Below are 23311 nucleotides of genomic sequence, written 5' to 3' on the forward strand. Positions count from 1 at the left end.
GCGGGCGGCATCAAGAGCCTGTCCGCAGCGCAAGAAACCACATCGTGTCATGGGAACAACGTGACACTTCTGGGCGTTTTGCCCGATACTGGGAGGCGGCATGACAGAGACGGCGAGCGGTCCGGCACGGAGTTCCCGCGCCAAGGGGACGAAGGCGGTCCGGGGACTGCGCATCGAGCGGATCCACACCACCCCCGGCGTGCACCCGTACGACGAGGTCGAGTGGGCGAGCCGTGACGTCGTCATGACCAACTGGCGCGACGGCTCGGTCAACTTCGAGCAGCGTGGCGTCGAGTTCCCCGACTTCTGGTCGGTGAACGCGGTCAACATCGTCACCAGCAAGTACTTCCGCGGCGCGGTCGGCACCCCGCAGCGCGAGGTGAGCCTCAAGCAGCTCATCGACCGCATCGTGAAGACGTACACAAAGGCGGGCGAGGACTACAAGTACTTCGCCTCCCCGGCCGACGCCGAGATCTTCGAGCATGAGCTGGCGTACGCCCTCCTGCACCAGATCTTCAGCTTCAACAGCCCCGTCTGGTTCAACGTCGGGACCCCGCAGCCCCAGCAGGTCTCGGCCTGCTTCATCCTGTCCGTCGACGACTCCATGGAGTCGATCCTCGACTGGTACAAGGAAGAGGGCATGATCTTCAAGGGCGGCTCCGGCGCAGGCCTGAACCTCTCCCGGATCCGCTCCTCCAAGGAACTGCTCTCGTCCGGTGGCAACGCCTCGGGCCCGGTGTCCTTCATGCGCGGCGCCGATGCTTCGGCGGGAACGATCAAGTCGGGCGGCGCCACCCGCCGCGCGGCCAAGATGGTCATCCTCGACGTCGACCACCCCGACATCGAGAACTTCATCGAGACCAAGGTGAAGGAAGAGGAGAAGATCCGCGCCCTGCGCGACGCGGGCTTCGACATGGACCTGGGCGGCGACGACATCACGTCCGTCCAGTACCAGAACGCCAACAACTCGGTCCGCGTGAACGACACGTTCATGAAGGCCGTCGAGGCGGGCGGCAAGTTCGGGCTCACCTCCCGGATGACCGGCGAGGTCATCGAGGAGGTCGACGCCAAGTCGCTCTTCCGTAAGCTGGCCGAGGCGGCCTGGGCCTGCGCCGACCCGGGCATCCAGTACGACGACACGATCAACCAGTGGCACACGTGCCCGGAGTCCGGTCGTATCAACGGCTCGAACCCGTGCAGTGAGTACATGCACCTGGACAACACGTCCTGCAACCTCGCCTCGCTGAACCTGATGAAGTTCCTGAAGGACGACGGCAAGGGCCGCCAGTCCTTCGAGATCGACCGTTTCGCGAAGGTCGTCGAGCTCGTCATCACCGCGATGGACATCTCCATCTGCTTCGCCGACTTCCCGACCGAGAAGATCGGCGAGAACACGCGTGCGTTCCGCCAGCTGGGCATCGGCTACGCCAACCTCGGCGCCCTGCTGATGGCGACCGGTCACGCGTACGACTCCGTGGGTGGCCGTGCCCTGGCCGGTGCCATCACCTCCCTGATGACCGGCACGTCGTACCGCCGCTCCGCCGAGCTCGCCGCGATCGTCGGCCCGTACGACGGCTACGCCCGTAACGCGCAGCCGCACCTGCGGGTCATGAAGCAGCACGCCGACGAGAACGGCAAGGCCGTCCGTATCGACGACCTGGACACGCCGATCTGGGCCGCCGCCACGGAGGCCTGGCAGGACGTCGTCCGCATCGGCGAGAAGAACGGATTCCGTAACGCGCAGGCGTCCGTCATCGCTCCGACCGGCACCATCGGTCTCGCGATGTCCTGCGACACCACGGGTCTTGAGCCCGACCTCGCACTGGTCAAGTTCAAGAAGCTCGTCGGCGGCGGCTCGATGCAGATCGTCAACGGCACCGTCCCGCAGGCCCTGCGCCGCCTGGGCTACCAGGAGGAGCAGATCGAGGCGATCGTCGCCCACATCGCCGAGCACGGTCATGTGATCGACGCCCCGAGCCTCAAGCACGAGCACTACGAGGTGTTCGACTGCGCCATGGGCGAGCGGACCATCTCCGCGATGGGTCACGTCCGCATGATGGCCGCGATCCAGCCCTGGATCTCCGGCGCCCTGTCCAAGACGGTCAACATGCCGGAGACGGCGACCGTCGAGGAGGTCGAGGAGATCTACTTCGAGGCCTGGAAGATGGGCGTCAAGGCGCTCGCGATCTACCGCGACAACTGCAAGGTCGGCCAGCCGCTCTCCGTCAAGAAGAAGGACGACGAGAAGACCGCGGTGACCGCGAAGACCGAGGCGACGATCCGTGAGGCCGTCGAGAAGGTCGTCGAGTACCGCCCGGTCCGCAAGCGCCTCCCCAAGGGCCGCCCCGGCATCACCACGTCCTTCACGGTCGGCGGCGCCGAGGGTTACATGACCGCCAACTCCTACCCGGACGACGGTCTCGGCGAGGTCTTCCTGAAGATGTCCAAGCAGGGTTCCACCCTCGCGGGCATGATGGACGCCTTCTCGATCGCCATCTCGGTGGGTCTGCAGTACGGCGTGCCGCTGGAGACGTACGTCTCGAAGTTCACGAACATGCGCTTCGAGCCGGCCGGTATGACGGACGACCCCGATGTCCGTATGGCCCAGTCGATCGTCGACTACATCTTCCGTCGCCTCGCACTGGACTTCCTCCCCTTCGAGACGCGTTCCGCCCTCGGCATCCACTCCGCCGACGAGCGCCAGCGTCACCTGGAGACGGGGTCCTACGAGCCGACCGACGAAGAGGTCGGCATCGAGGTCGAGGGCCTGGCCCAGTCGGCGCCCCGCACTCAGGAGCTGAAGGCCGTCGCGGCCCCGAAGCCCGTCCCCGCCCAGACGCCGGAACTCGCGCTGACGCAGGTCCACACCAGCGCCGAACTGGTGGAGATGCAGTTGGGCATCCAGGCGGACGCCCCGCTGTGCTTCTCCTGCGGTACGAAGATGCAGCGGGCCGGGTCCTGCTACATCTGCGAGGGATGCGGGTCGACCAGCGGTTGCAGCTGACCTCGACCGACGGTCCCTGACCGGTCGGTGAGTGAGTGAGGGAGGAGGGGCGCCGGCCATGGGCCGGTGCCCCTCCTTCGTCGTGTCGGAGGCCGCGTAATCTCCGTCCATGGACGACAGGTCACGGCGGCACGACGGTGACATCGGTGAACTCTCGGGCGCTGCCCGGGCCGCCGCTCTCGACGCGATGGTCGCGGATCTCCGTTCCCCGGATCCCGTGGTGCGTGACGAGCAGGCGTATGGCACGGCCGTCCGCTGGATACCCGGCCTCGACGTGGCGGAGCGGCGCTGGCTCGGGGACCGTACGGCCGGGCTGTTCGACGATCCCGGCATTCAGGCGCGCGCGTTCGCTCCCCTTGTCCTGGCCCGGATCGCCGACGCGGGGGACTGGCGGCAGGAGTGGTGGGAGGCGTTCGCCGGGTGGTATCCCGGCGAGACCGATCTGCGCGGGTACGACCCCGTGCTCGGCTGGGTACATGCCGCCGCGCACGGCGCCGACCTGCTGGCGGCCCTCGCGCGGCGCCCGGAGCAGGATGCCGCGCCCTTGTTCGAACTGGCCGTCGCGCGGCTGCTGGCCGACACCGGGCAGGTCTTCGACGCCCAGGAGGACGACCGGATCGCCCGTGCGCTGGCTCAGATCCTGTGCCGGCCCGGTCTCGGTGCCGCCGGGTCGGTGGGATGGCTGGACGCCGTCTCGGCGGCGTTCCGGACGGGGGAGCCGGGGCCGGTGCCCCCCTGGGCCTCCAACACCATGCGCACCCTGCGCATGCTCTACCTGCTGGTGGACCGCGGACTGCTGACGCCGGGAGGGGACGGCCCGCCGAGCACGGTCACCCATCGGAAGGCCGTGCTCGACGCCCTGGCCGCCACCCTCGCGATCGTCACCCCCTGCCTGCCCTCCCCCTCGGGGAGAGATCAGGTCTGACGTGTGCGGCCCATCTCCCTGCTGAACGTCGAGGGGTCGTCCTCGAAGCCCTGGACGCCGGAGTGGAAGTCCCACGACCCGGCTTCGTCGCGCACGAACTCCGCGACCGTGGCCGCCGTAGCCCCCAGGACACCGCCGAAGTCGTCCTCGGCCAGGACGGTGTAGCCCTCGCGAATGCGCAGGCCCGGCCCCCGGACGCTGACGAACGTCCGGTGCGTGGAGCGCTGCTGGATGATGACGCCGACCACCACGCGCGCGTACTGGGCGCCCAGTCGGTCGAACTCCAGTGTCATGACCTCGTCCCAGCCGAAGCCCTTGCCGTCCTTGCTGTCCCGGTTGAGTGTGATCGTGCCGTCCGGAGAGCGGCTGTCGAAGTGCACCACATAGGCGGGATCGCCGTACGGATCGGTCGCCGGGTAGGTGGCGGCGACGATGTCGAGATCGGTGGGCGGCTGACCCGCCGGACTCGGATCCCACTTCAGTGAGACTTCGGCCTTGCGGATCCCCTTGTTGAGCGCCTTCACCAGACTTTCCTTCCCCGTTCGCCGTGTGCTGTCGCTCCAACTGCCGGTACATCACAGCTGGTTGTCCATCGTGTCACGCGCGCGGGGGCGCTCGCGCGGTCGTACTACGCCCGAGCGTGACCGGCGCCACGCCACGGGGCCTTACGATGGCGCGGTGCTGGTCAAGTGGATTCGCTGCACCGTGGTGGACCGCCGCGGTTTCGAACGCGGGCAGCGAAAGTGGGCGGGACTTCTGGGGGAGCCGGGATTCCGGGGGCAGGGCGGGGGCTGGAGCCGGGGGCGTCCCGGCGTGGCACACGTATTCGCCTTCTGGGAGAGCCGCGCCTTCTACGACTCCTTCATGGCCCGGTCCCATGACCGGCTCGCCACCACGCAGTCGGGCACTTTCAAGGACCAGCAGGTCAAGCTGTTCGACCACCGTTTCGATGTGAAGACCGGCTTCGAGCCGCGCTTCACGGACTCCGACGTGGTACGGGTGGCGCACTGCCGCGTGCACGAGGAGCGCGCCGAACACTTCGCGCTGATGCAGGAGAAGGTCTGGAACCCTGCGATGGCGGGTTCGCCCGGCATGGTGCGGGGGCTGTTCGGCGAGGCGCCGGGGCACGAGTTCCTGATCCTGTCGATGTGGCGGTCGGCCGCCGAGCACGGCAAGTACCGGGCCGAGCGTGTGGAGCGGCTGGCACTGCGGGCCCAGCTGGAGGCGGACGTCGCGGCTCTCGCCGGAGACATCGTCGAACTGGAACCGAGCTGGATAGTCTGAGGTCCGGACCCTGGGTTCCGGACCTTGTGCTCCGCCTTGTGCGCTTCGGTGGGCACGACATGTGTGACATACGCCGTATAGAGGTCGCGTGAGTGCCCGGTCGGCGCCTACCCGATCTAGGGTTTTGGCATGGTAAGACCACGGCGCATCGTCCTTGTCCGGCACGGCGAGTCAATGGGCAATGCCGATGACACCGTCTATGAGCGCGAGCCGGATCATGCCCTCGCCCTCACCGACCGCGGCTGGCGACAGGCGGAGGAGACCGGTAAGCGGCTGCGCGAGGTGTTCGGGCAGGAGCAGGTGAGCGTCTACGTCTCGCCCTACCGTCGTACCCACGAGACCCTGCGCGCGTTCGGCCTGAACTCCGACCTCATGCGCGTACGCGAGGAGCCCCGGCTGCGCGAGCAGGACTGGGGAAACTGGCAGGACCGGGACGACGTACAGCTGCAGAAGGCCTACCGGGACGCGTACGGGCACTTCTTCTACCGCTTCGCCCAAGGGGAGTCCGGCGCCGACGTGTACGACAGGGTCGGCGGCTTCCTGGAGAGCCTCTACCGCAGCTTCGAGGCGCCCGACCATCCACCGAACGTGCTGCTGGTGACCCATGGGCTGGCCATGCGGCTGTTCTGCATGCGCTGGTTCCACTGGACGGTCGCGGAGTTCGAGTCGCTGTCGAATCCGGGGAACGCGGAGATGCGGATGCTCGTTCTCGGAAGTGACGGCAGGTACACCCTTGACCGGCCGTTCGAGCGCTGGCGTGATCCGGAATCGTACGGAATCACCGGATAGAGTGGCGGGGCGATGACCGTTGATTCCTCTCCCCAGTCCTCTCCTCACGAGCGCCTGGAGCGCGCCCTGGCCAGCCTGCGCGGGCTCGCGGTGGGGGACGCGCTCGGGTCGCAGTTCTTCGTGCCCGTGAACCACCCGCTGCTGGGGCTCCGCGAGCTGCCGCCCGGCCCCTGGCAGTGGACCGACGACACGGAGATGGCGTGCTCCGTGGTGGCCGTGCTGGCCGCCCACCAACGCGTCGACCAGGACGCACTGGCCCTTTCCTTCGCGCATCACCACGACTTCGACCGCGGGTACGGTCCCGCGGTGAACCGGCTCCTGCGGCTGGTCCGGGAGGGCGGCGACTGGCGTGAGCTGGCGTCCGCCCTGTTCAACGGCCAGGGGTCCTGGGGCAACGGCGCGGCCATGCGGATCGCCCCCCTCGGTGCCTGGTACGCGGACGACCCGGAACAGGCCACCCACCAGGCCGAGATCTCGGCCTACCCCACGCACCAGCACCGTGAGGCCGTGGTCGGCGCCATGGCCGTCGCCGCGGCCGCGGCCCTGGCGGGCGACCCGGGCGGCCCGCCGAGCCCCGGTGCGCTTCTCGACGGCGTCATCGCGCTCGTCCCGAGAAGCGCCGTCTCCGCCGGACTGCGGCGCGCCCGGGACATGCTCGACTACGCCGACGCGGGCACGGTCGCGGCCGTTCTGGGCTGTGGTCGGCGTACGTCGGCACACGACACCGTGCCGTTCGCGCTCTGGTCCGCCGCGCGCGCCCTCGGCGACTACGAGGAGGCGTTCTGGGCGACGGCCCAGGTGGGCGGCGACGTGGACACGAACTGCGCCATCGTGGGCGGCGTACTCGCCGCGGGGAAGGCGGGGGCGCCGCCGGCGGCGTGGCTGGAGCGGACGGAAGCGCTGCCGGAGTGGGCGCCCGCGGGGTCGTAGCGAGGGCGGGCCTGTCGCGCCGCACGCGCGTGCCTGTGGCGCAGCGCGCACTGTGGGGCGAAGGCGCGCCCTCGTGGGATGTCGCGGTGCTGCCGGGAGCACTGTCCGGTCAGGCCCCGTCGGAGCGTGCGGCGGCGTCGGCCGCGCGCGGTCCCGCAGTCGCCGTGAGGCGCGCGGGTGTGTGCAGCGGCTTGGAGCACTGACCCGGTGGGCGCGAATCCGTCGTGGCAACGCCTGCGGGCGGGATCGCCGGGGGGAGCGCCGCCAGGCGCGGAGGCGTCCGTGCGTACCCTCACGTCGACCCGCGGCAGCCGTGCGTCGCTCCGGACCCCGGAGCGACGCACGGCTGCCGTCGTCGGCCGCGAGCCCTTCGGCAGTGCCTGCGGGCCCGCTGCCGGGAGATCAGCCGCCGGCCGGGCCCGTGGTGCTCGCCGTGCCTGCCAGGGCCTCCAGGTCGCTCTTGCGGACGCGGATGACGAACCAGGCGGTGGCGAGGGCCAGGACGGCCATGGCGGCGGCGGGAATGAACGCCGTGGAGATGCCGTGGGCGAGCACCTCGTGGCTCCAGGGAGCGGGGAGTTGCTCGGTCCTGGCGAACTCCGCCTTCTGCTCCGCCGTGGCCTGGGCGAGGAACTTGGGCACCTGTTTCGCCGCCTCGTCGCGGCTCGCGGAGCCGAACACCGTCGTCAGAATGGAGAGACCGAGCGAACCGCCCACCTGCTGCGTGACGTTGAGCAGCCCGGACGCGGCGCCCGCCTCGTGCGCGGCGACCCCGGAGACCGCCGTCAGGGTCAGCGTCACGAAGTTCAGGCCCATGCCGAAGCCGAACACCAGCATCGGGCCGAGCACTCCGCCGACGTACGAGCTGTCAGGGGTGATGAACGCTTGCCAGGCGAGGCCGAGCGTGGCCAGTGCCGAGCCGGTCACCATGAACGGTTTGGGGCCCAGGACCGGCAGGAACCGCTGCGACAGGCCCGCCCCCATGGCGATCGCGAAGGTCACCGGCAGGAAGGCGAGGCCCGCCTCGATCGGCGTGTACAGCAGGACGTTCTGCACGAAGAGGACGATGAAGAAGAACATGCCGAACATCGCGGCGGCCAGACTCAGCATGATCACGTACGTGCCGGAGCGGTTGCGGTCGGCGAACATCCGCAGCGGGGTGATCGGTTCCTTGGCGCGCATCTCCACAAAGGCGAAGGCGACCAGCAGGACCACCGCCGTGGCGAAGGATGCGAGCGTCAGGCTGTCCCGCCAGCCCTTCTCCGCCGCGCGGATGAAGCCGTAGACGAGGGACGCCATGCCCAGCGTCGAGGTCAGCGCGCCCAGGATGTCGAAGCGGCCAGGGTGGCGTTCTGACTCGCCGATGTAGATCGGGGTGAGCACGGCGATCAGGAGACCGATCGGAACGTTGACGAAGAGGACCCAGCGCCAGTCGAGCCACTCCGTGAGCATGCCGCCGGCGAGCAGACCGACGGCGCCGCCGCCGGCCGAGACGGCGGCGAAGACCCCGAACGCCCGGTTGCGCTCAGGGCCTTCGGGGAACGTGGTGGTGATGAGCGCCAGCGAGGTGGGCGAGGCGATCGCGCCGCCCACGCCCTGGAGTGCCCGTGCGGCCAGCAACTGCCAGGGTTCCTGGGCGAGTCCGCCCAGCAGGGAGGCGGCGATGAACACCAGGATGCCGGTCAGGAAGACCCGGCGGCGGCCGAGGATGTCGCCGGCCCGGCCGCCGAGCAGCAGCAGGCCGCCGAAGGTGAGCGTGTAGGCGCTGACCACCCAGGTGAGGTCGGTCGTGCTGAACTTGAGGGCGCCTTGAATGTGAGGCAGCGCGATGTTCACAATCGTCGCGTCGAGTACCACCATGAGCTGGCAGGCCGCGATGACGGTGAGCGCTATGCCGGGATGCCCCTCCCGGCGGGCCGCACCTGGTTTCTGGTCTTTCACCAACGAAGAGGTAGTCACTGTGGGTCCCCCATAAGAACACTAGTGAACGCTTGCGTTCACTGTCGCGTCGAACGGTAGTGAGTCCCTGACAGTGAACGCAAGCGTTCACTGAAGCCGCCGTCGGGTCGTCCACCGGTTACCCGGGTAACCTCGGCGATTCACCTCGTCGGCGATCACCTCAATACCGACAATCCTCATAAATACTTGCACCCTCCGCTCCCTCCTGCCCGCTGGAGACACTCAGATGGTTACTTCGCGCTGGGCGGCTGCCCCCGCTCAGGCGGCCTCCCCCCGCCGGCGCGGCGCCGTGCTCGAACGCGCGATCCTCGATGCCGCGCTGGAGCAGCTCAGTACGGTCGGCTGGAACGGGCTCACGATGGAGGGTGTCGCCGCCGGCGCCCAGACCGGCAAGGCCGCGGTCTACCGCCGCTGGGCCTCCAAGGAGGACCTCGTCGCGGACGCGCTCCAGGCCGGGCTGCCGCGCTTCGACCGGGCGCCCGACCTCGGGAACGTGCGGGACGACCTCCTCGAACTCTGTCGGCAGGTGCGTGAGGCGCTGTTCTCGCGCCCCGGATTCGCTCTGCGCTCGGTGATTCACGAATGCGACAACCCGCAGGCGGAGCGCTTCCAGAGCGTGATCTTCGGAGGACTCGTCGAGCCGACGGTGGAGCTCCTTCGGGAGATCATCGACCGAGCAATCAAGCGAGGGGAGGCGCGTCCCGACGCCGCCAACGACTACGTCCTCGACGCCATTCCGGCGATGATGATGTATCGCTCCAAGATGTGCGGGAGTGAATGGGGGGAGCGGGACATCGAGGAGATGATCGACCAGCTGATGGTTCCGCTGCTGCGGGTGGGTCGGGTCTGAGGTCCGCCCCGAAGACGGTCCGGGTGTGCTCCGCGGTGAGCCTCAAGTCGCTTGGGGGAACCGGGGTGTCGAGTGGGGTTCCGGGCGGCGTAGGCTGAGACCGCCATGCCGTACGAAGCACCCACCCACACCGTCGAGCGCTCCCTGCGCGCCACGACCGGAGCGAAGGTCATCGCCGGCGTCGACGAGGTAGGGCGGGGCGCGTGGGCCGGCCCCGTCACCGTCTGCGCGGCGGTCACCGGCCTCCGGCGGCCCCCCGAGGGACTCACCGACTCCAAGCTCATCGCGGTCAAGCGCCGTACCCAACTCGCGGAAACACTGCGGGAATGGGTCACGTCGTACGCGTTGGGACACGCCTCACCGGAGGAGATCGACGACCTTGGCATGACGGCGGCGCTGCGGCTCGCCGCGGAGCGCGCTCTCGAGGCCTTGCCGGTCCGCCCCGACGCGGTCATCCTCGACGGGAAGCACGACTACCTGGGGTCGCCGTGGCAGGTCCGCACGGTGATCAAGGGTGACCAGTCGTGCGTGGCGGTCGCGGCGGCGTCCGTGATCGCCAAGGTTCACCGCGACAAAGCGATGGCCGAACTGGGTATCGACCATGCAGACTTCGGGTTTGCGGCCAATGCCGGGTATCCGTCGCCCGTGCACAAGGCCGCACTGGAGGAGCGGGGTCCCACCCCGTACCACCGGCTGTCGTGGGCGTATCTTGATGCGCTGCCCCAGTGGCGGCACCTCAAGAAGGCCCGCAGTTGGGCGAACGGGAACGCTCCGGAGATCGAGGGCCAGCTCGGCTTCGACTTCTGACAGTTCCGTTCGCACTCATGTGCCACCCGCTGACGCGAGTCGCACCGGCGTTTGATAAATATCAAGTCATGCCTCTCATTCCCGAGGAGCCTCAGATTCACGAGAGTGCCCAGGGTCCCCGTGTCGCTCCGGCCAGTGGCCACAGCGCGCCGACCCCCCGTCCCGTACCCGGCCCGCGCCCCGCGGCCTCGCCGCGTCCCGGCCGTCCGGGTCCCTTCCGGCCCACCGCGCCGGCCCAGCGTGCACCGCACGACGCGCCGGCGGCCGTGGCTTCGACCGCTCCTGCGGTCAAGCCCGGGCCGTCCGCGGCTCCGGCCGCCCCTGTCCCTTCCACTCCTTCCGCGCCTGCCTCCGAGGCCCCGGCGGCCCCGAAGGTCCAGCTGATCCCGGCCTCGGCCGAGGGTGCGCTGGACGCTGCCGAGGAAGCCGTCGACCTGCTCCTGGAGTCGGGTCGGGCCCCCGGCGAGGTGCTGGTGATCACCACCGGCGATCCGCACCCGTGGGCCGCGCACGAGCTGTCGTTCGGTGAGGGCCCGTACTGGGCGCAGCACGACGCGGGCGACGACGTCTTCTACGCCGACGCCGCCGCGCTGAGCCGTGCCGCCTCACGTCCCGTGGTGGTGGTCGCCGTCAACGGCGGCGCCGACACGACGACCGCCGCGGCCCTTTCCCTGGCCCTCGGCCGAGCCGGTGCCCTGCTGATCTGCTGCGGCGACTCGCAGCAGATCAACTCGGCGCTGGGCGCGGGGGTCTGAGCAGCTTCGCGAACCGTTCCGGGTCGGCCGGTCCGGCTACACCGGACCGGCCGGCGGAGGGCCGCTGAAGCGGTGACCGTACGGCGGGCGATCTGACGTTCCCCGACGCGGGCGCGCCGGAATGCCGGTGACTGCCGTGCGGCTCCCTGCTGTGCCCTGGGTCGGGCAGCAGGAAGCGGGACCGTAAGGCCGCATCGTCATGGGCGACGGGGGCACGCGCACGCGTGCCCCCGTCGCCGTGCGCGCTGGAGGCGTCCGGACGACTCGTGTCTGCCCGTGCAACCCATGTATGGGCTTCTCGCCGGCGTACGTCGTACCGGCGGACGTCGTTGTCCGCGGTGGCCGATCTTTGTACGGCTGAGGCGCGTCGGCCGCTGGGCGCCTGTGTCAGCGGGCTGCCGCGCGGCGCAGGATGTCGGAGGCGGTTCCTCCGGTGCGCGGCATCGGCAGCAGCGGCGGTGCCTCGGACATGGCGAAGGGCTCCGGTGGTGAATCCGCGTTCGGGCGGCGCCCGCCGCGCCCCTCACCGAGCACCTGCCAGCCGTCGCGGGTCAGCGTGATGTACGCGCCGCAGCGCAGCCCGTGCAGGGTGCAGGCGTCACGCAGACCCCACATCCACGCGCCGTCCTCCTCCGTCCAGCGAGCGTCTCCGTCACGGCAGTAGAGCAGGACGGCGGTACGTACCGGAGTACGGCGACGCAGGTCGTGGGGGATGACCCGACGCAACTGCGCGAGCAGAGAGTTGCGGAACATCCAGCCGTCGGCCGGCGCCGAGCGGCGGGTGAACGAGGCACTCGCCCGCAGCCGCTCGTCCGGATCGAGGACGGCCACGATCGCGGTAGCGGGCCCGGGGAGGTGCCGCGCGTGCAGTCCGCTGACGACCTCACGGGGATTGCGCAGCAGGGGAATCCCGGCTGCGGCCCACTCCGCGGGTTCGAGCATGCGGGCTGCTGAGTTGGTGGAAGCGGCGGACAGGTCGGCAGACGTCGACATGGATGCCGCGGGGGACGGAGTGAATCCGAAGGTCACGGTCCTCCCTTCGGCTACGCGCCCGCACTGCGGGCGGAGATCGGACTTGGGGGAGCGCACACCGCGGCGGAGCCCTGCCGGACCACGGACATGCCGTGCGGGGAGCGGACTCCGATTCTCGCTGTCGAACTGGGTTGCGGCAACGAGCAAATGGGGCCACCGACCGGCTTCTGGTGATCTGTGGATTATATCCCTGCCAGGTGTGTCATTTGTAGATGGCTGGGGTGGCCGGGAACGTGCAGTTGGTCCGCTTGTTCGGTTTGGTTCACGTTCTCGTCATCGACGACGCAAGGCGAGGACCAGTGGCTACGCCCCCTGCGCACCGGTCCGTCGTCGTCCCCGGGTCACCGCCGTGCGGGTCCACCCGCTCGCCGTGAAGTCGTCCGAAAGGAGGACCGGCCCGCCGTCCGAGCAGCTGGGGGGAGAGCCGTGCGCACGTCGTCACGGCCGAGGATTGGGCCGTTGTCAGTGGCGTGGGGTTGCATGGGGTCATGAGCAACCAGGAGCTACGTGACGAAGCCGACGCCATCCTCGCTGAGCTGGTCGGTGCCCCTGGGGGTTCGGCGCGCCTGCGGGAGGACCAGTGGCAGGCGGTGGCGGCCCTGGTGGAGGAGCGCCGGCGCGCCCTGGTGGTGCAGCGCACCGGCTGGGGCAAGTCGGCGGTGTACTTCGTCGCCACGGCTCTGTTGCGCAGGCGTGGCTCCGGTCCTACGGTGATCATCTCGCCGCTGTTGGCGCTGATGCGCAACCAGGTCGAGTCGGCGGCACGAGCCGGTATCCAGGCGCGCACGATCAACTCGGCCAACCCGGAGGAGTGGGACACCATCTACGGGGAGGTCGAGCGCGGCGAGACCGACGTTCTCCTCGTCAGTCCGGAGCGCCTCAACTCCGTCGACTTCCGTGACCAGGTGCTGCCCAGGCTCGCGGCCACCACAGGCCTGCTGGTGGTCGACGAGGCGCACTGCATCTCCGACTGGGGACACGATTTCCGCCCCGACTACCGTCGGCTGCGCACCATGCTCGCGGAGTTGCCGGCGGGGGTGCCGGTGCTGGCCACGACGGCGACCGCGAACGCGCGGGTGACGGCGGATGTGGCCGAGCAGCTGGGCACGGGGGGCGGGGACGCTCTGGTGCTGCGGGGGCCGCTGGACCGGGAGAGCCTGCGGCTGGGCGTGCTGGAGCTGCCGGACGCGGCGCATCGGCTGGCGTGGCTGGGGGAGCGGCTGGGGGATCTGCCGGGTTCGGGGATCATCTACACGCTCACGGTGGCGGCGGCGGAGGAGGTCGCGGCGTTCCTGCGGCAGCGCGGGTATCCGGTGTCCTCGTACACGGGGAAGACGGAGAACGCCGACCGGTTGCAGGCGGAGGAGGATCTGCTGGCGAACCGTGTGAAGGCGCTGGTGGCGACCTCGGCGCTGGGGATGGGCTTCGACAAACCGGACCTGGGGTTCGTGGTGCACCTGGGGTCGCCCTCGTCGCCGATCGCCTACTACCAGCAGGTGGGGCGTGCGGGCCGCGGTGTGGACCATGCGGATGTGCTGCTGCTGCCGGGGCGGGAGGACGAGGCGATCTGGGCGTACTTCGCTTCGGTGGGCTTCCCTCCCGAGGAACAGGTGCGGCGCACACTGGCGGTTCTCGAGGAGGCGGGTCGTCCGCTGTCGCTGCCGGCTCTGGAGCCGTTGGTGGATCTTCGGCGCTCGCGACTGGAGACGATGCTGAAGGTCCTTGACGTGGACGGCGCGGTCAGGCGCGTGAAGGGGGGCTGGGCGGCGACCGGGCAGCCATGGGCGTACGACACCGAGCGATACGCCTGGGTCGCCAAACAGCGCGCCACCGAGCAGCAGGCCATGAGGGACTACGTGGCGACCACGGGCTGCCGGATGGAGTTCCTGCAGCGGCAGCTCGACGACGAGAAGGCGGTCCCGTGCGGCCGTTGCGACTCCTGCGCAGGGCCCTGGCTCGATCCGTCCGTGCCGCCCGGCGCTCTTGCGGGCGCCGCGGGCGAACTGGACCGCCCCGGGGTCGAGGTCGAGCCGCGCCGGATGTGGCCCTCGGGCATGCCGGCGGTCGGGGTCGACCTCAAGGGCCGTATCCCCGTCGGCCAGCAGGCGGTTACCGGGCGGGCGCTGGGCAGGCTGTCGGACATCGGCTGGGGCAACCGCCTGCGTCCGCTGCTGTCGGCCCAGGCCGCGGACGGGCCGGTCCCGGACGACGTGCTGGCCGCCGTCGTGACGGTGGTGACCGACTGGGCCCGCTCGCCGGGCGGCTGGGCCGGCGGCGGTTCCGACGCGGCGGCGCGACCGGTGGGGATCGTCGCCATGCCCTCCCGCGCGCGCCCGCAACTGGTCGCCTCGCTGGCCGCGGGACTGGCCCGGGTCGGCAGACTTCCGCTGCTGGGCAGCCTGGCCTACACCGAGCAGGCCGACGAGTACGCGGCGCACCGCAGCAACTCCGCCCAGCGGCTGCGCGCCCTGGCCGCCTCGTTCGCGGTGCCCGACGAACTCGCCGCCGCCCTGGCCGCCACCCCCGGCCCGGTTCTGCTGGTCGACGACTACACCGACTCCGGCTGGACCCTGGCCGTAGGGGCACGGCTCCTGCGCCGGACCGGAGCCGACGCGGTCCTCCCGCTCACCCTTGCCGTGGCCGGGTGAGGGAGCCTTGCTGAGGGGGCTGCAGGGCATCGGGACGGCGGCATGTGCGCGTGCACATCGGCGGTACGGCGGCATGTGCGCGTTCGGTCGGCCCGCGTGCCTGGCAGGCCGTCACCAGCCTTGCGTGCGGCTCCCGGTGACCTTCGGTCATGTCAGTCAGGTTCACCTCCGGCCGCGGAGTTGAGCAATGAGGCTTCCCGTGTGGCCGGCCGTGCAGGAGGTACGGGACGGTCATGATCATGACGGTGGTCAGAATGACGTCCCGCAGCAGTCGGGCGGGGGGACGCCGGGCGAGGTGGGGCGCCGCCGAAGTAACCGCCGTACACGGCGAGGATGACCTGGCCGGTCAGAACGCTGTGGGAACTCATACCGACCGTGCGGCCCGGTGTGGCGTTCAACGCTTGGGACAGTCGGCGTCCGAAGGCGAGGAGCACCGTGACGAAAGCGAGCAGCCGGACGCCGCGGCGTCGAACGACGATGCCGGCAGGGCCAGGAGCAGGCTGCCGACGACTCCGCCGATGCCGATGATCGTGCTGATGGTGCCTGTGGTCCATGTGTTCGGTTCGCCAACCAGCTTTTGTCCGTTGGTGACATGCGAGTGCCGATTCGAGGCGGTGTCACGCCGCTCCGCGGGCGTACCAGGTGGCGTGCGAATCCCGGCTCTGCCCTTGACGTGTCCCTGGTTGAGGTTATCCACAGGCTCGAGCGGGATCCCGGAAACCGCGAGATCGTCAACGCATGACGAATCACAGCGAAACGCATCAGGTCACCCTGCGTACCCCGGCCGAACTGGCCGACGCACTGCCGTATTTGCTCGGCTACCACCCCGAGGACAGCATCGTCCTGGTCGCGCTGCACGACCGGGACGGGCGCGGCCGGTTCGGCGGACGCGCCCGGCTCGGAATTCCCGCGAACCCGGACGACTGGCCCGCCGTGGCGCAGCAGTTGACGCACGGTCTGGTGACCGGAAGCGAGCGCAGAGGCGCACGGCCCGAGAGCATGGTCGTGTATCTCTGCCAGGAGCCACGGGAGGGCGAAGCGCGGCATCAGGTGAAGGAACGTCTGCGCCCGCTGGCCCAGTTGCTGCGCACCGAATGCGGCCGCCTCGACGTACCAGTGGTCGAGGCCCTGTGCATCGCCGACAACCGTTTCTGGTCCTACTGCTGCGTGACACCCGAGTGCTGTCCGGACGACGGCGTGCCCATGGGCCTGCCCGGCACCTCGGTGCTGGCCGCCGCCGCGACCTACGCCGGTCTGCAGGTGCGAGGCACCCTGCGTGAGCTGCGGGCCAGGTTCCAGCCCTGGGAGACCGCTGCGGCGTTGGACCAGGAACGCGCGCTCGACACCGCGAATGCCCGCATGGTCCCGCGGATGCTCGACGACGCGAGCCGTGCGGACGTGGCCGAGGAGACCCTGCGACAGGCACGCCGGGTCAGGAGCCGATTCGCCGACGCGCCCGCCGCCTCCGGCACGCTTCCAGCAGACCTTCGCGACGACGAACTGCTCGCACACGACGAGGCCGCCACGCTGATTCTGGGCTTGCAGGATCGTACGACCCGCGATCGCGCGGCGCAGTGGATGGAGGGCGAGGAGGCAGCACCGGCGCTGCGCCTCTGGCGGGCCCTCGCCCGCCGCTGTGTCGGGCCGTACCGCGAGCACGCCGCGGCTCCTCTGACGCTCGCCGGCTGGGTCGCCTGGTCGACCGGCGATGAGCTGGAGGCCCGGGAAGCCCTGGCCATGGCACTCGGCGCGGACCCTGGTTACCTGTTCGCCCGCCTGCTGCACCAGGCATGCAACGAGGGCCTGGACCCGGAGTCGATCCGGCGCTGTCTGCGCGCGGAGCGCGGCGACCGACCTCGCGTGACTGCCGGGCCGTCCGGCGCCGCGCCGGACACAGCGCGGATCGGGGCCGACGACGCGTACGAGGACGGGGGCATCGGCTGGAGTGAGGATCCCGAGAGGTTCGTGGCCACGGAAGGGCTCGCGGCCACGGAACGGTTCGAGGGGACGGAGAGGTTTGAGGGGACGGAGAGGTTTGAGGGAACGGAGAGGTTTGAGGGAACGAGCGGTGCCGATTGCGTGGAGGGGCTCGAGATGGACGGCTGGATCGACGACATCGAAGCCACGGCGCCCCTCGACGATGTCGCGGGTCCCCCGTCCTGCTCGACGTCGATCAGCAGCGCCACCCGGGCGCTGGAGTCGGCCACGAGGCGTCGCCGTCGGGTAGGCCCGGCAGATGACGGCGACACACGCCCCTGCGCCAGGAGGGCGGGCGGAACCACCCGTCCCCAGCGTCTGGACAAGCCCGTCGTACGCCGGCGCAGCCCAGGTAGCGGGGATGCAACTCCTCGCAGCCACCGGACGAAGGGGCGCGAAGCGTGAACCGGGGTGGGGCCGCTCATCGGCGCTCCCGCCGCAGTGGCATGCCGGTCCGACGGATCGGCGGGGGCGCGAGCGCGGATGGGAGCCCGAAGGAAGGCAGGGGAGGCGGCCGACGACTGAGCAGGAGCGGTGCGCCTGAGCGAGTCGTCAGGGAAGGGGCAGATGACCGGCGTCCGGGCAGCTGTGTGCCGGTCGGCGGACCCCTCGGCGGCAGCCGAACGCGTGATCGGCGATTGAGCAACGGCAACCCTTCCCACGTACAACCGACCGGAGCCAGGGCGGCTCACGGACACCTCACCCTCCCGACCACAGCAGCAGACGGCCGATGCGGTCGTCCCGGCGCCGTCCGGACGTATGCTCCGCTTCACCGCCATTCGGTCGGCTTGTCCCGCCGGAGGCGTGACTCGGGGAAGTCCTGGTCCGTTCACCTGAGTGGCGGAACCCCTGGACAGGCCGAGCCGCCGCATCACCCCTGTCCTGCCGAAGCCCCCTACCGGGCGCCGAGCGCGCCCTCGGCGCCCAGAGCGCAGAAGAAGTCGCCCATGTATCCGCCGACCCCGCCCTCGGCCGCCGACGGCCACGACCGTCGTGCCGCAGGCACACCCACGCCGCACTCGCCGGGAGGTGGCGGTGGAGTACCCGGCAGCGCAGGGGACCCCCGAGGCTCGGAGCCTCGTTTCCCGGGCACCGGGCGCCCTTCCGCATCCCCGGCAAGGGGCACGCCGCCATCGTTCGCGACGTCTCCCTCTCCTCGGCCGCCGCTCGGCCCGCCTCCCACCGCCCGCCGTCCCGCTCAGCTGCCCCCGACCCACACCACCCTGATCTGCGTCGCCCTCCCAGGGCTCGCGATCTCCACGGACCAGGGGCAGCTCACCGGCCGAGGACTGGAGGGCTTCTACCGCGGGGGCAGGCGCGTGCTCGCCCGGTGCCAGGTCCGCGTGGCCGGCCGTGAACCCCTCGCGGTGCAGGCCCGGATGACAGCCGCCGACCGCGCCCGCTTCGTGGGGACACTGCGTGTCTCCCCCGACGGAGGGCCGGACCCGGACGTGGTCGTCGAGCGCATCCGCCACGCGGACGGCACGGAGCGGATCACTCTGCACAGCTCGGCGTCGCGCCCGCTCCGCCTGCCGGTCGAGGTGTCACTCGGTACCGACCTGGCGGACCTGGGCACGATCGCCTCCGGCACCGCGGGCCCCGAACTGCCCGCCAGCGTCCATGCCTCAGGTCTGCGCTGGTCCTGCGCCACCGGCAGCGCCGCCGTCACCGCGGACCCGCCACCCGCCGACGCGCTGGCCTCCGCCGGCCTGCTGCGCTGGGAGCTGGAACTGCCCCCGGGCGGTTCCATGACCCTGGAGCTGCGTATACGGCAGGACGGCACGGGACCGGTCCGAGCCGTGGGCCACGTGGCGACGAGCCCCCTCGCCGCGGCACGGGCCGCCGGTGACGATCCACGCGTCGAGGCACTCCTGCGGACCAGCATCGAAGACCTCCAGGCGCTGCTCCTGCGCGACTCGGCGCATCCCTCCGACACCCACCTGGCGGCAGGCGCGCCGTGGCGCTGCGGAATGGCCCCGGCCGAGGCTCTCGCCGCCGCCCGAATGACGCTTCCCCTCGGCACCGGGCTCGCGGCGGGCACGCTGCGAACCCTCGCCCGCACCCAGCTCCCGGGGCCGGGCCCGAGATCCGGCATGCTCCCCGGCCCGCTCCGGGACGCGGGCCCCCACCTGCCGCCGGGCTGTACGGGCACGGAGGCCACCCTGCTCTTCCCCGTGCTCCTCGCCGAGGCCCGCCGCTGGGGACTCCCGGAACAGGTGACCGAGGAACTGCTCCCGACCGCCGAGCGCTGTCTGACCTGGCTGCGCGCGACCGTGGGCGACGGAACATACCTGCCCGATCCGCAGCCGGGCGGCCCGCTGCGCTGCGAGACGCAGGCCCACGCGCACCGCGCCGCCCTCCTAGGCGCCGATCTCCTCGACGCGTACGGCCGGCCGGGCGGTGCCGGGCTGCGGCAGTGGGCTCAGAAGCTGCGTACCGCGTTCAGGGACGACTTCTGGGTCGAGGACCGGGGCGGCGGCAGACCGGCGTCCGCCCGTACGCCGGACGGACGCACCGTGCCGCACTTCGGCGCGATCGCCGCCCATCTCCTCGACACAGGCCTGCTGGGCGCGGGCGAGCCGGCCCCCGGCCTGCTCGACAAGGTGCAGACCGGACAGGTCGCCCGGCTGTTCGGCAGTCCGGCCATGGACTCCGGCTGGGGATTGCGCGGTCTGGGTGTCAAGGAGGCGGGATACAACCCGTTCGGCCACCGGAGCGGTGCCGTGCGGGTCCAGGAGACCGCCGTGGCCGTAGCGGGACTGGCCACCGCCGGGTACGAGAAGGAGGCGAGTTCGCTGCTGCGCGGCCTCCTGGCGGCGGCCGAGGCCTTCGAGTACCGGCTGCCCGAGATGTACGCGGGGGAACAGCGCGCGGAAGGAGGAGCCCCGCTGCCCCACCCGGCGGCCTGTCGGCCGTCGGCCACCGCTGCCGCCTCCGGGGTGCTCCTCCTCGCGACCCTGGCCGGTATCCGCCCGGACGCCCCGGCGGGGAGGGTCATGCTCCGTCCGGTACGCAGCGTGCCGCTGGGCGAGATCGGCCTGACGGGGCTGCGGATCGCGGGCGCTCCCTTTTCCGTACGGGTCGGCCGTCTCGGCGTGGCCATGGTCGAGGAGGCTGCCACGGGACTGCAATTGGGGGCGTGACCTCGTACGACAGGTCTCAGGAGGCCACCGGAAGCGGTCCGTGGGACCGGTGCCCGACCGGCGTGGACCAGTCATGCGTGCGGCCGGAGAAGGGAGTGTTTATCGTCAGGCAGACGACTATGATCGCGGCATGCCCTACGACCCGTCAGCCTTCCCGCCCTTCGCCGTCACCGTGGACCTGGTCGTGCTGACCGTGCGTCGTCACGCCCTGTGCGCGTTGGCGGTACGCAGGGGTGAGTCGCCCTTTCAGGGACGCTGGGCACTCCCAGGCGGCTTCGTACGGGCCGACGAGGATCTCTCGCAGGCAGCGGCGCGTGAACTGGCCGAGGAGACCGGCCTGCGCGCCCACGACCCGGACGCCCCGGCTCAGGACAACGGCGCGCACCTGGAACAGCTCGCGACATACGGTGACCCCAAGCGCGATCCCAGGATGCGGGTGGTCAGCGTCGCTCATCTCGCGCTCGCCCCCGACCTGCCCGCTCCCCGGGCGGGCGGTGACGCCAACAGTGCCCGCTGGGCGCCCGTCGAGGAACTGCTGCAGCAGGGCGGCTACGGCCGAGACGGCGAACAAGCGGCACCACTCGCCTTCGACCACGCCCAGATCCTGTCGGACGGAGTGGAGCGCGCCCGCTCCAAGATCGAGTACTCGTCGCTGGCCACTGCGTTCTGCCCGACCGAGTTCACCGTCGGCGAGTTGCGCCGTGTGTACGAGGCGGTGTGGGGCGTCGCCCTCGACCCGCGCAACTTCCACCGCAAGGTCACGGGCACCCCGGGCTTCCTGGTCCCCACCGGAGGCACGACCACCCGGCAGGGCGGTCGTCCGGCCCAGCTCTTCCGAGCCGGCGGCGCCACCCTGCTCAACCCTCCGATGCTGCGCCCCGAGGTCTGACACCGAACCAGGTGGGGCGACGCCTGCCGTCAGTGGGCCCGCCGTACCCGGTAAAACGGACATAACGCGCTAACTTGCTACGGGTGATCCAGGCCTTCGGACTGACCAGCAACCCCCGCAAGGAGCTCCCGCCCGCCGTCGACGACGTGTCCTTCGAGGCACGCGCGGGCTGCGTCACCACGCTCCTCGGTGCCCCGGGCGCCGGCAAGACAACGGTGCTCAGGCTCATGCTCGAACTCCAACAGGGCCGTGGTACCACCTACTTCAGAGGCCGCCCACTGCACCGCATCACCCATCCGTCACATGAGGTCGGCGTGCTCCTGGGTGATGTGCCGGGGCACCCCGCGCGCACCGTCCGGGGCCAACTCCGCATGCTGTGCGCGGCGGCAGGCGTCCCGGTCCGCCGCGCCGACGAAGTCCTCGAGGTCGTCGGCCTCGTCAGCCTGCGCGACGAACGCCTGGGCACCCTGTCGCGCGGCATGGACCGTCGTCTGGGCCTGGCCTGCGCCCTGCTGACCGACCCGCACACCCTCGTGCTCGACGCGCTCACCGACGGTCTGTCCGTCCGCGAACGCCATTGGCTGCACGGCATGCTGCGCGCCCACGCGAACCAGGGCGGCACCGTCCTGTGCACCACCACGGACCCCAAAGAGGCGGCCCGCATTGCCGACCGGATCATCACCCTGGAACAGGGACGACTCGTCGCCGACCAGGAAGCCGCGGACTTCTCCCGCACCAGACTGCGCCCCCGCGTCGCCGTGCGCAGCCCGCACGCCACCCGTCTCGCGGCCCTGCTGACCAAAGAGGCCCGGACGGCGCAGCGCTCCGTGGAGGTCGTGCCGGAGGCCGGTAATCGGCTCTCGGTGTACGGCAGTACCTGTGCGGACATCGGCGAGACCGCGTTCCGGCACGGCATCCTCGTGCACCAACTCGCCGACGAGGTCGGTGACATGGGTCCCGGAGCCGACTCGACCCGCCAGGGCGAGCCGACGGTGCGAGATGAAGGCTGTACGACTGACGGGACAGAAGCCTGTACGACTGACGGGTCAACTGGGCTCGGTGAGTTCAGAGAAACCGGTATGACCGGAGAGGTCGACGGCGCAGCGGGACAGAAGACTGCCGGGGCCACACCTGAGGACACCGACCTGCCTCAGGGTTCTGCCACCCCTCCGGGTCTTTCCGCGTCGCACGGCTCCGCGGGGCAAGGCCCTCGCACAGCCACTGCGGAGTCAACCGGGGTCACCTCGGCAACCCGTCTCGCCGAGCCGGACGTACCCACCAGCCGCTTGCCGACAGCCACCCGTGCCTCAGCTGCGTCCGCGCCCGCACGCCCCCAGGACACCCGCCCGCGCCCCTTCGACGCCCTCACCTCCGACAGCCTGCCGCCGCTCCCGCCCCCCATCCTTGTCCGCCCCGCTCCGAGTCCGCTGCGTCCCCTCCGTTACGAGCTGCGCCGGGCCGGCGGTGTCGGCACCGGGTTTCTGACCGGGGCCGCCGTGCTCGTCTCGTCCGCTCTAGTCGCCGTACTCCTGGCCCGCGTCGGCCACACTCCGCAGCACCGCCTGCTGGCCGCCTGGCCGCAGGAGCTGCCGCTGCCGCCCGCGGCACTCGGCGCCGGGCTGCTGGGCGCCATCGCCTTCGGCGACGAGTTCCGCCACCCCGCGCTGGCGGTCGACCGAGGCACCGTGCCCCGCCGACTGGGGCTGCTCCTCGCCAAACTCCTCGTCGCCGCGGCCACCGGGCTGATGCTGGCCTTCCTCACCGTGGGCTGCGACGCCGAAGTGCTCTACCTCGTCTACGGACGGGAGCTGGCGCGAGTTCCCGCGGACTGGCTCGCGCTGACGACGAGTTGGATCGGTCTGGTGATCGGCTGCGCCTGGGCCGGGGTCCTTGCCGCGGGCATCTTCCGGTCCACCACCGCCGGGCTCGCGGCGGTGGTCGCCGTACCGGTCCTCGTGGTGCCACTCGTACAGAAGGTCCTGGAGGGCTCATCCGTGCGGAGCGCGGCCGGTTTCTCCCTGCGCCTGCGGGAACTGCTCCTGGTGGAGTGGCCCTTCGGGGGCGAGCGGTATCTGGCAGCCGGAGCGCGGATGATCGCCCAACCCGTCGGCGGCGCGCTGACGTTGTCGCTGGCTGGTCTGCTCTGTGCGTATCTGCTCACGACCCTGCGAAGCAGGGTCCGGTGACGATCGTCCGCGCCCTTCCAGGTTCTGCACTGCGCACAACTCCCCGGGGAACGCCCGTTTCTTTCCGATAAGGCGTCAATTGCGACGGGGTGAGCGATCACCCTTTCGTGTGCTTTTCACCAAAGACCTCAAG

16 protein-coding genes are annotated in these 23311 nt (G+C 70.7%); 13 read left to right on the plus strand and 3 right to left on the minus strand.

The window, feature by feature from the left end; all coding sequences use genetic code 11:
* Nucleotides 1-100 precede the first annotated feature (100 nt).
* Both G3I56_RS20940 and G3I56_RS20945 read left to right on the plus strand, forming a co-directional pair.
* A complete protein-coding gene (locus G3I56_RS20940; RefSeq protein ID WP_164411114.1) occupies nt 101-3004 on the plus strand; it encodes a vitamin B12-dependent ribonucleotide reductase in 2904 nt (967 codons plus the stop codon).
* A gap of 109 nt (nt 3005-3113) precedes the next feature.
* On the plus strand, nt 3114-3929 hold the full coding sequence (locus G3I56_RS20945) for a DUF2785 domain-containing protein (protein ID WP_164411116.1): 816 nt from the start codon (nt 3114-3116) through the stop codon (nt 3927-3929).
* On the opposite strand, the gene G3I56_RS20950 is transcribed toward G3I56_RS20945, so the two are convergent.
* Nucleotides 3920-4453, minus strand: coding sequence for a TerD family protein (locus G3I56_RS20950; protein ID WP_164411118.1), 534 nt, complete (start codon nt 4451-4453; stop codon nt 3920-3922). The genes G3I56_RS20945 and G3I56_RS20950 overlap by 10 nt on opposite strands.
* A 154-nt stretch (nt 4454-4607) precedes the next feature.
* On the opposite strand from G3I56_RS20950, the gene G3I56_RS20955 reads away from it, so the two are divergent.
* The 3 genes from G3I56_RS20955 to G3I56_RS20965 all read left to right on the plus strand — a co-directional run bounded on the left by G3I56_RS20955 (nt 4608) and on the right by G3I56_RS20965 (nt 6932).
* On the plus strand, nt 4608-5213 hold the full coding sequence (locus G3I56_RS20955; RefSeq protein ID WP_164411120.1) for a YdbC family protein: 606 nt from the start codon (nt 4608-4610) through the stop codon (nt 5211-5213).
* Nucleotides 5214-5342: 129 nt separating this feature from the next.
* A complete protein-coding gene (locus G3I56_RS20960) occupies nt 5343-6002 on the plus strand; it encodes a histidine phosphatase family protein (RefSeq protein ID WP_164411121.1) in 660 nt (219 codons plus the stop codon).
* Nucleotides 6003-6014: 12 nt separating this feature from the next.
* Nucleotides 6015-6932: an ADP-ribosylglycohydrolase family protein gene (locus tag G3I56_RS20965; protein WP_164411123.1), complete on the plus strand. Its 918-nt coding sequence runs from the start codon at nt 6015-6017 to the stop codon at nt 6930-6932.
* Nucleotides 6933-7334: 402 nt separating this feature from the next.
* On the opposite strand, the gene G3I56_RS20970 is transcribed toward G3I56_RS20965, so the two are convergent.
* Complete coding sequence (locus G3I56_RS20970; RefSeq protein ID WP_164411125.1) at nt 7335-8891, minus strand: DHA2 family efflux MFS transporter permease subunit; 1557 nt, start codon at nt 8889-8891, stop codon at nt 7335-7337.
* Between the two features lie 226 nt (nt 8892-9117).
* Here G3I56_RS20970 and G3I56_RS20975 point away from each other — a divergent pair, with 226 nt between their 5' ends.
* The 3 genes from G3I56_RS20975 to G3I56_RS20985 all read left to right on the plus strand — a co-directional run bounded on the left by G3I56_RS20975 (nt 9118) and on the right by G3I56_RS20985 (nt 11303).
* A complete protein-coding gene (locus G3I56_RS20975) occupies nt 9118-9741 on the plus strand; it encodes a TetR/AcrR family transcriptional regulator (protein ID WP_164411127.1) in 624 nt (207 codons plus the stop codon).
* A gap of 105 nt (nt 9742-9846) precedes the next feature.
* The gene (locus tag G3I56_RS20980) at nt 9847-10548 is read left to right on the plus strand and encodes a ribonuclease HII (RefSeq protein WP_164411129.1); all 702 of its coding nucleotides are present in this window, start codon (nt 9847-9849) and stop codon (nt 10546-10548) included.
* 68 nt (nt 10549-10616) lie between these two features.
* On the plus strand, nt 10617-11303 hold the full coding sequence (locus G3I56_RS20985) for a hypothetical protein (RefSeq protein ID WP_164411131.1): 687 nt from the start codon (nt 10617-10619) through the stop codon (nt 11301-11303).
* A gap of 387 nt (nt 11304-11690) precedes the next feature.
* Here the strand turns inward: G3I56_RS20985 and G3I56_RS20990 are convergent, their stop codons facing one another.
* On the minus strand, nt 11691-12332 hold the full coding sequence (locus G3I56_RS20990) for a hypothetical protein (RefSeq protein WP_164318372.1): 642 nt from the start codon (nt 12330-12332) through the stop codon (nt 11691-11693).
* A gap of 491 nt (nt 12333-12823) precedes the next feature.
* On the opposite strand from G3I56_RS20990, the gene G3I56_RS20995 reads away from it, so the two are divergent.
* From G3I56_RS20995 to G3I56_RS21015, 5 genes are all read left to right on the plus strand, one after another.
* Nucleotides 12824-14983 (plus strand): RecQ family ATP-dependent DNA helicase, encoded by a 2160-nt coding sequence (locus G3I56_RS20995; protein WP_164411133.1) that lies wholly within the window; start codon nt 12824-12826, stop codon nt 14981-14983.
* 738 nt (nt 14984-15721) lie between these two features.
* Nucleotides 15722-17365, plus strand: a complete 1644-nt coding sequence (locus G3I56_RS21000) for a DUF4192 domain-containing protein (protein WP_164411135.1) — start codon at nt 15722-15724, stop codon at nt 17363-17365.
* Between the two features lie 821 nt (nt 17366-18186).
* Nucleotides 18187-20103, plus strand: a complete 1917-nt coding sequence (locus G3I56_RS21005) for a glycogen debranching N-terminal domain-containing protein (protein WP_343240020.1) — start codon at nt 18187-18189, stop codon at nt 20101-20103.
* 130 nt (nt 20104-20233) lie between these two features.
* Nucleotides 20234-20992 (plus strand): NUDIX hydrolase, encoded by a 759-nt coding sequence (locus G3I56_RS21010; RefSeq protein ID WP_164411138.1) that lies wholly within the window; start codon nt 20234-20236, stop codon nt 20990-20992.
* 83 nt (nt 20993-21075) lie between these two features.
* Entirely contained in the window at nt 21076-23178 is a 2103-nt protein-coding gene (locus G3I56_RS21015) for an ABC transporter ATP-binding protein (RefSeq protein ID WP_164411140.1), read from the plus strand.
* Nucleotides 23179-23311: the final 133 nt, after the last annotated feature.

It is taken from the genome of Streptomyces sp. SID12488 (assembly GCF_010548275.1).
GTDB lineage: Bacteria > Actinomycetota > Actinomycetes > Streptomycetales > Streptomycetaceae > Streptomyces.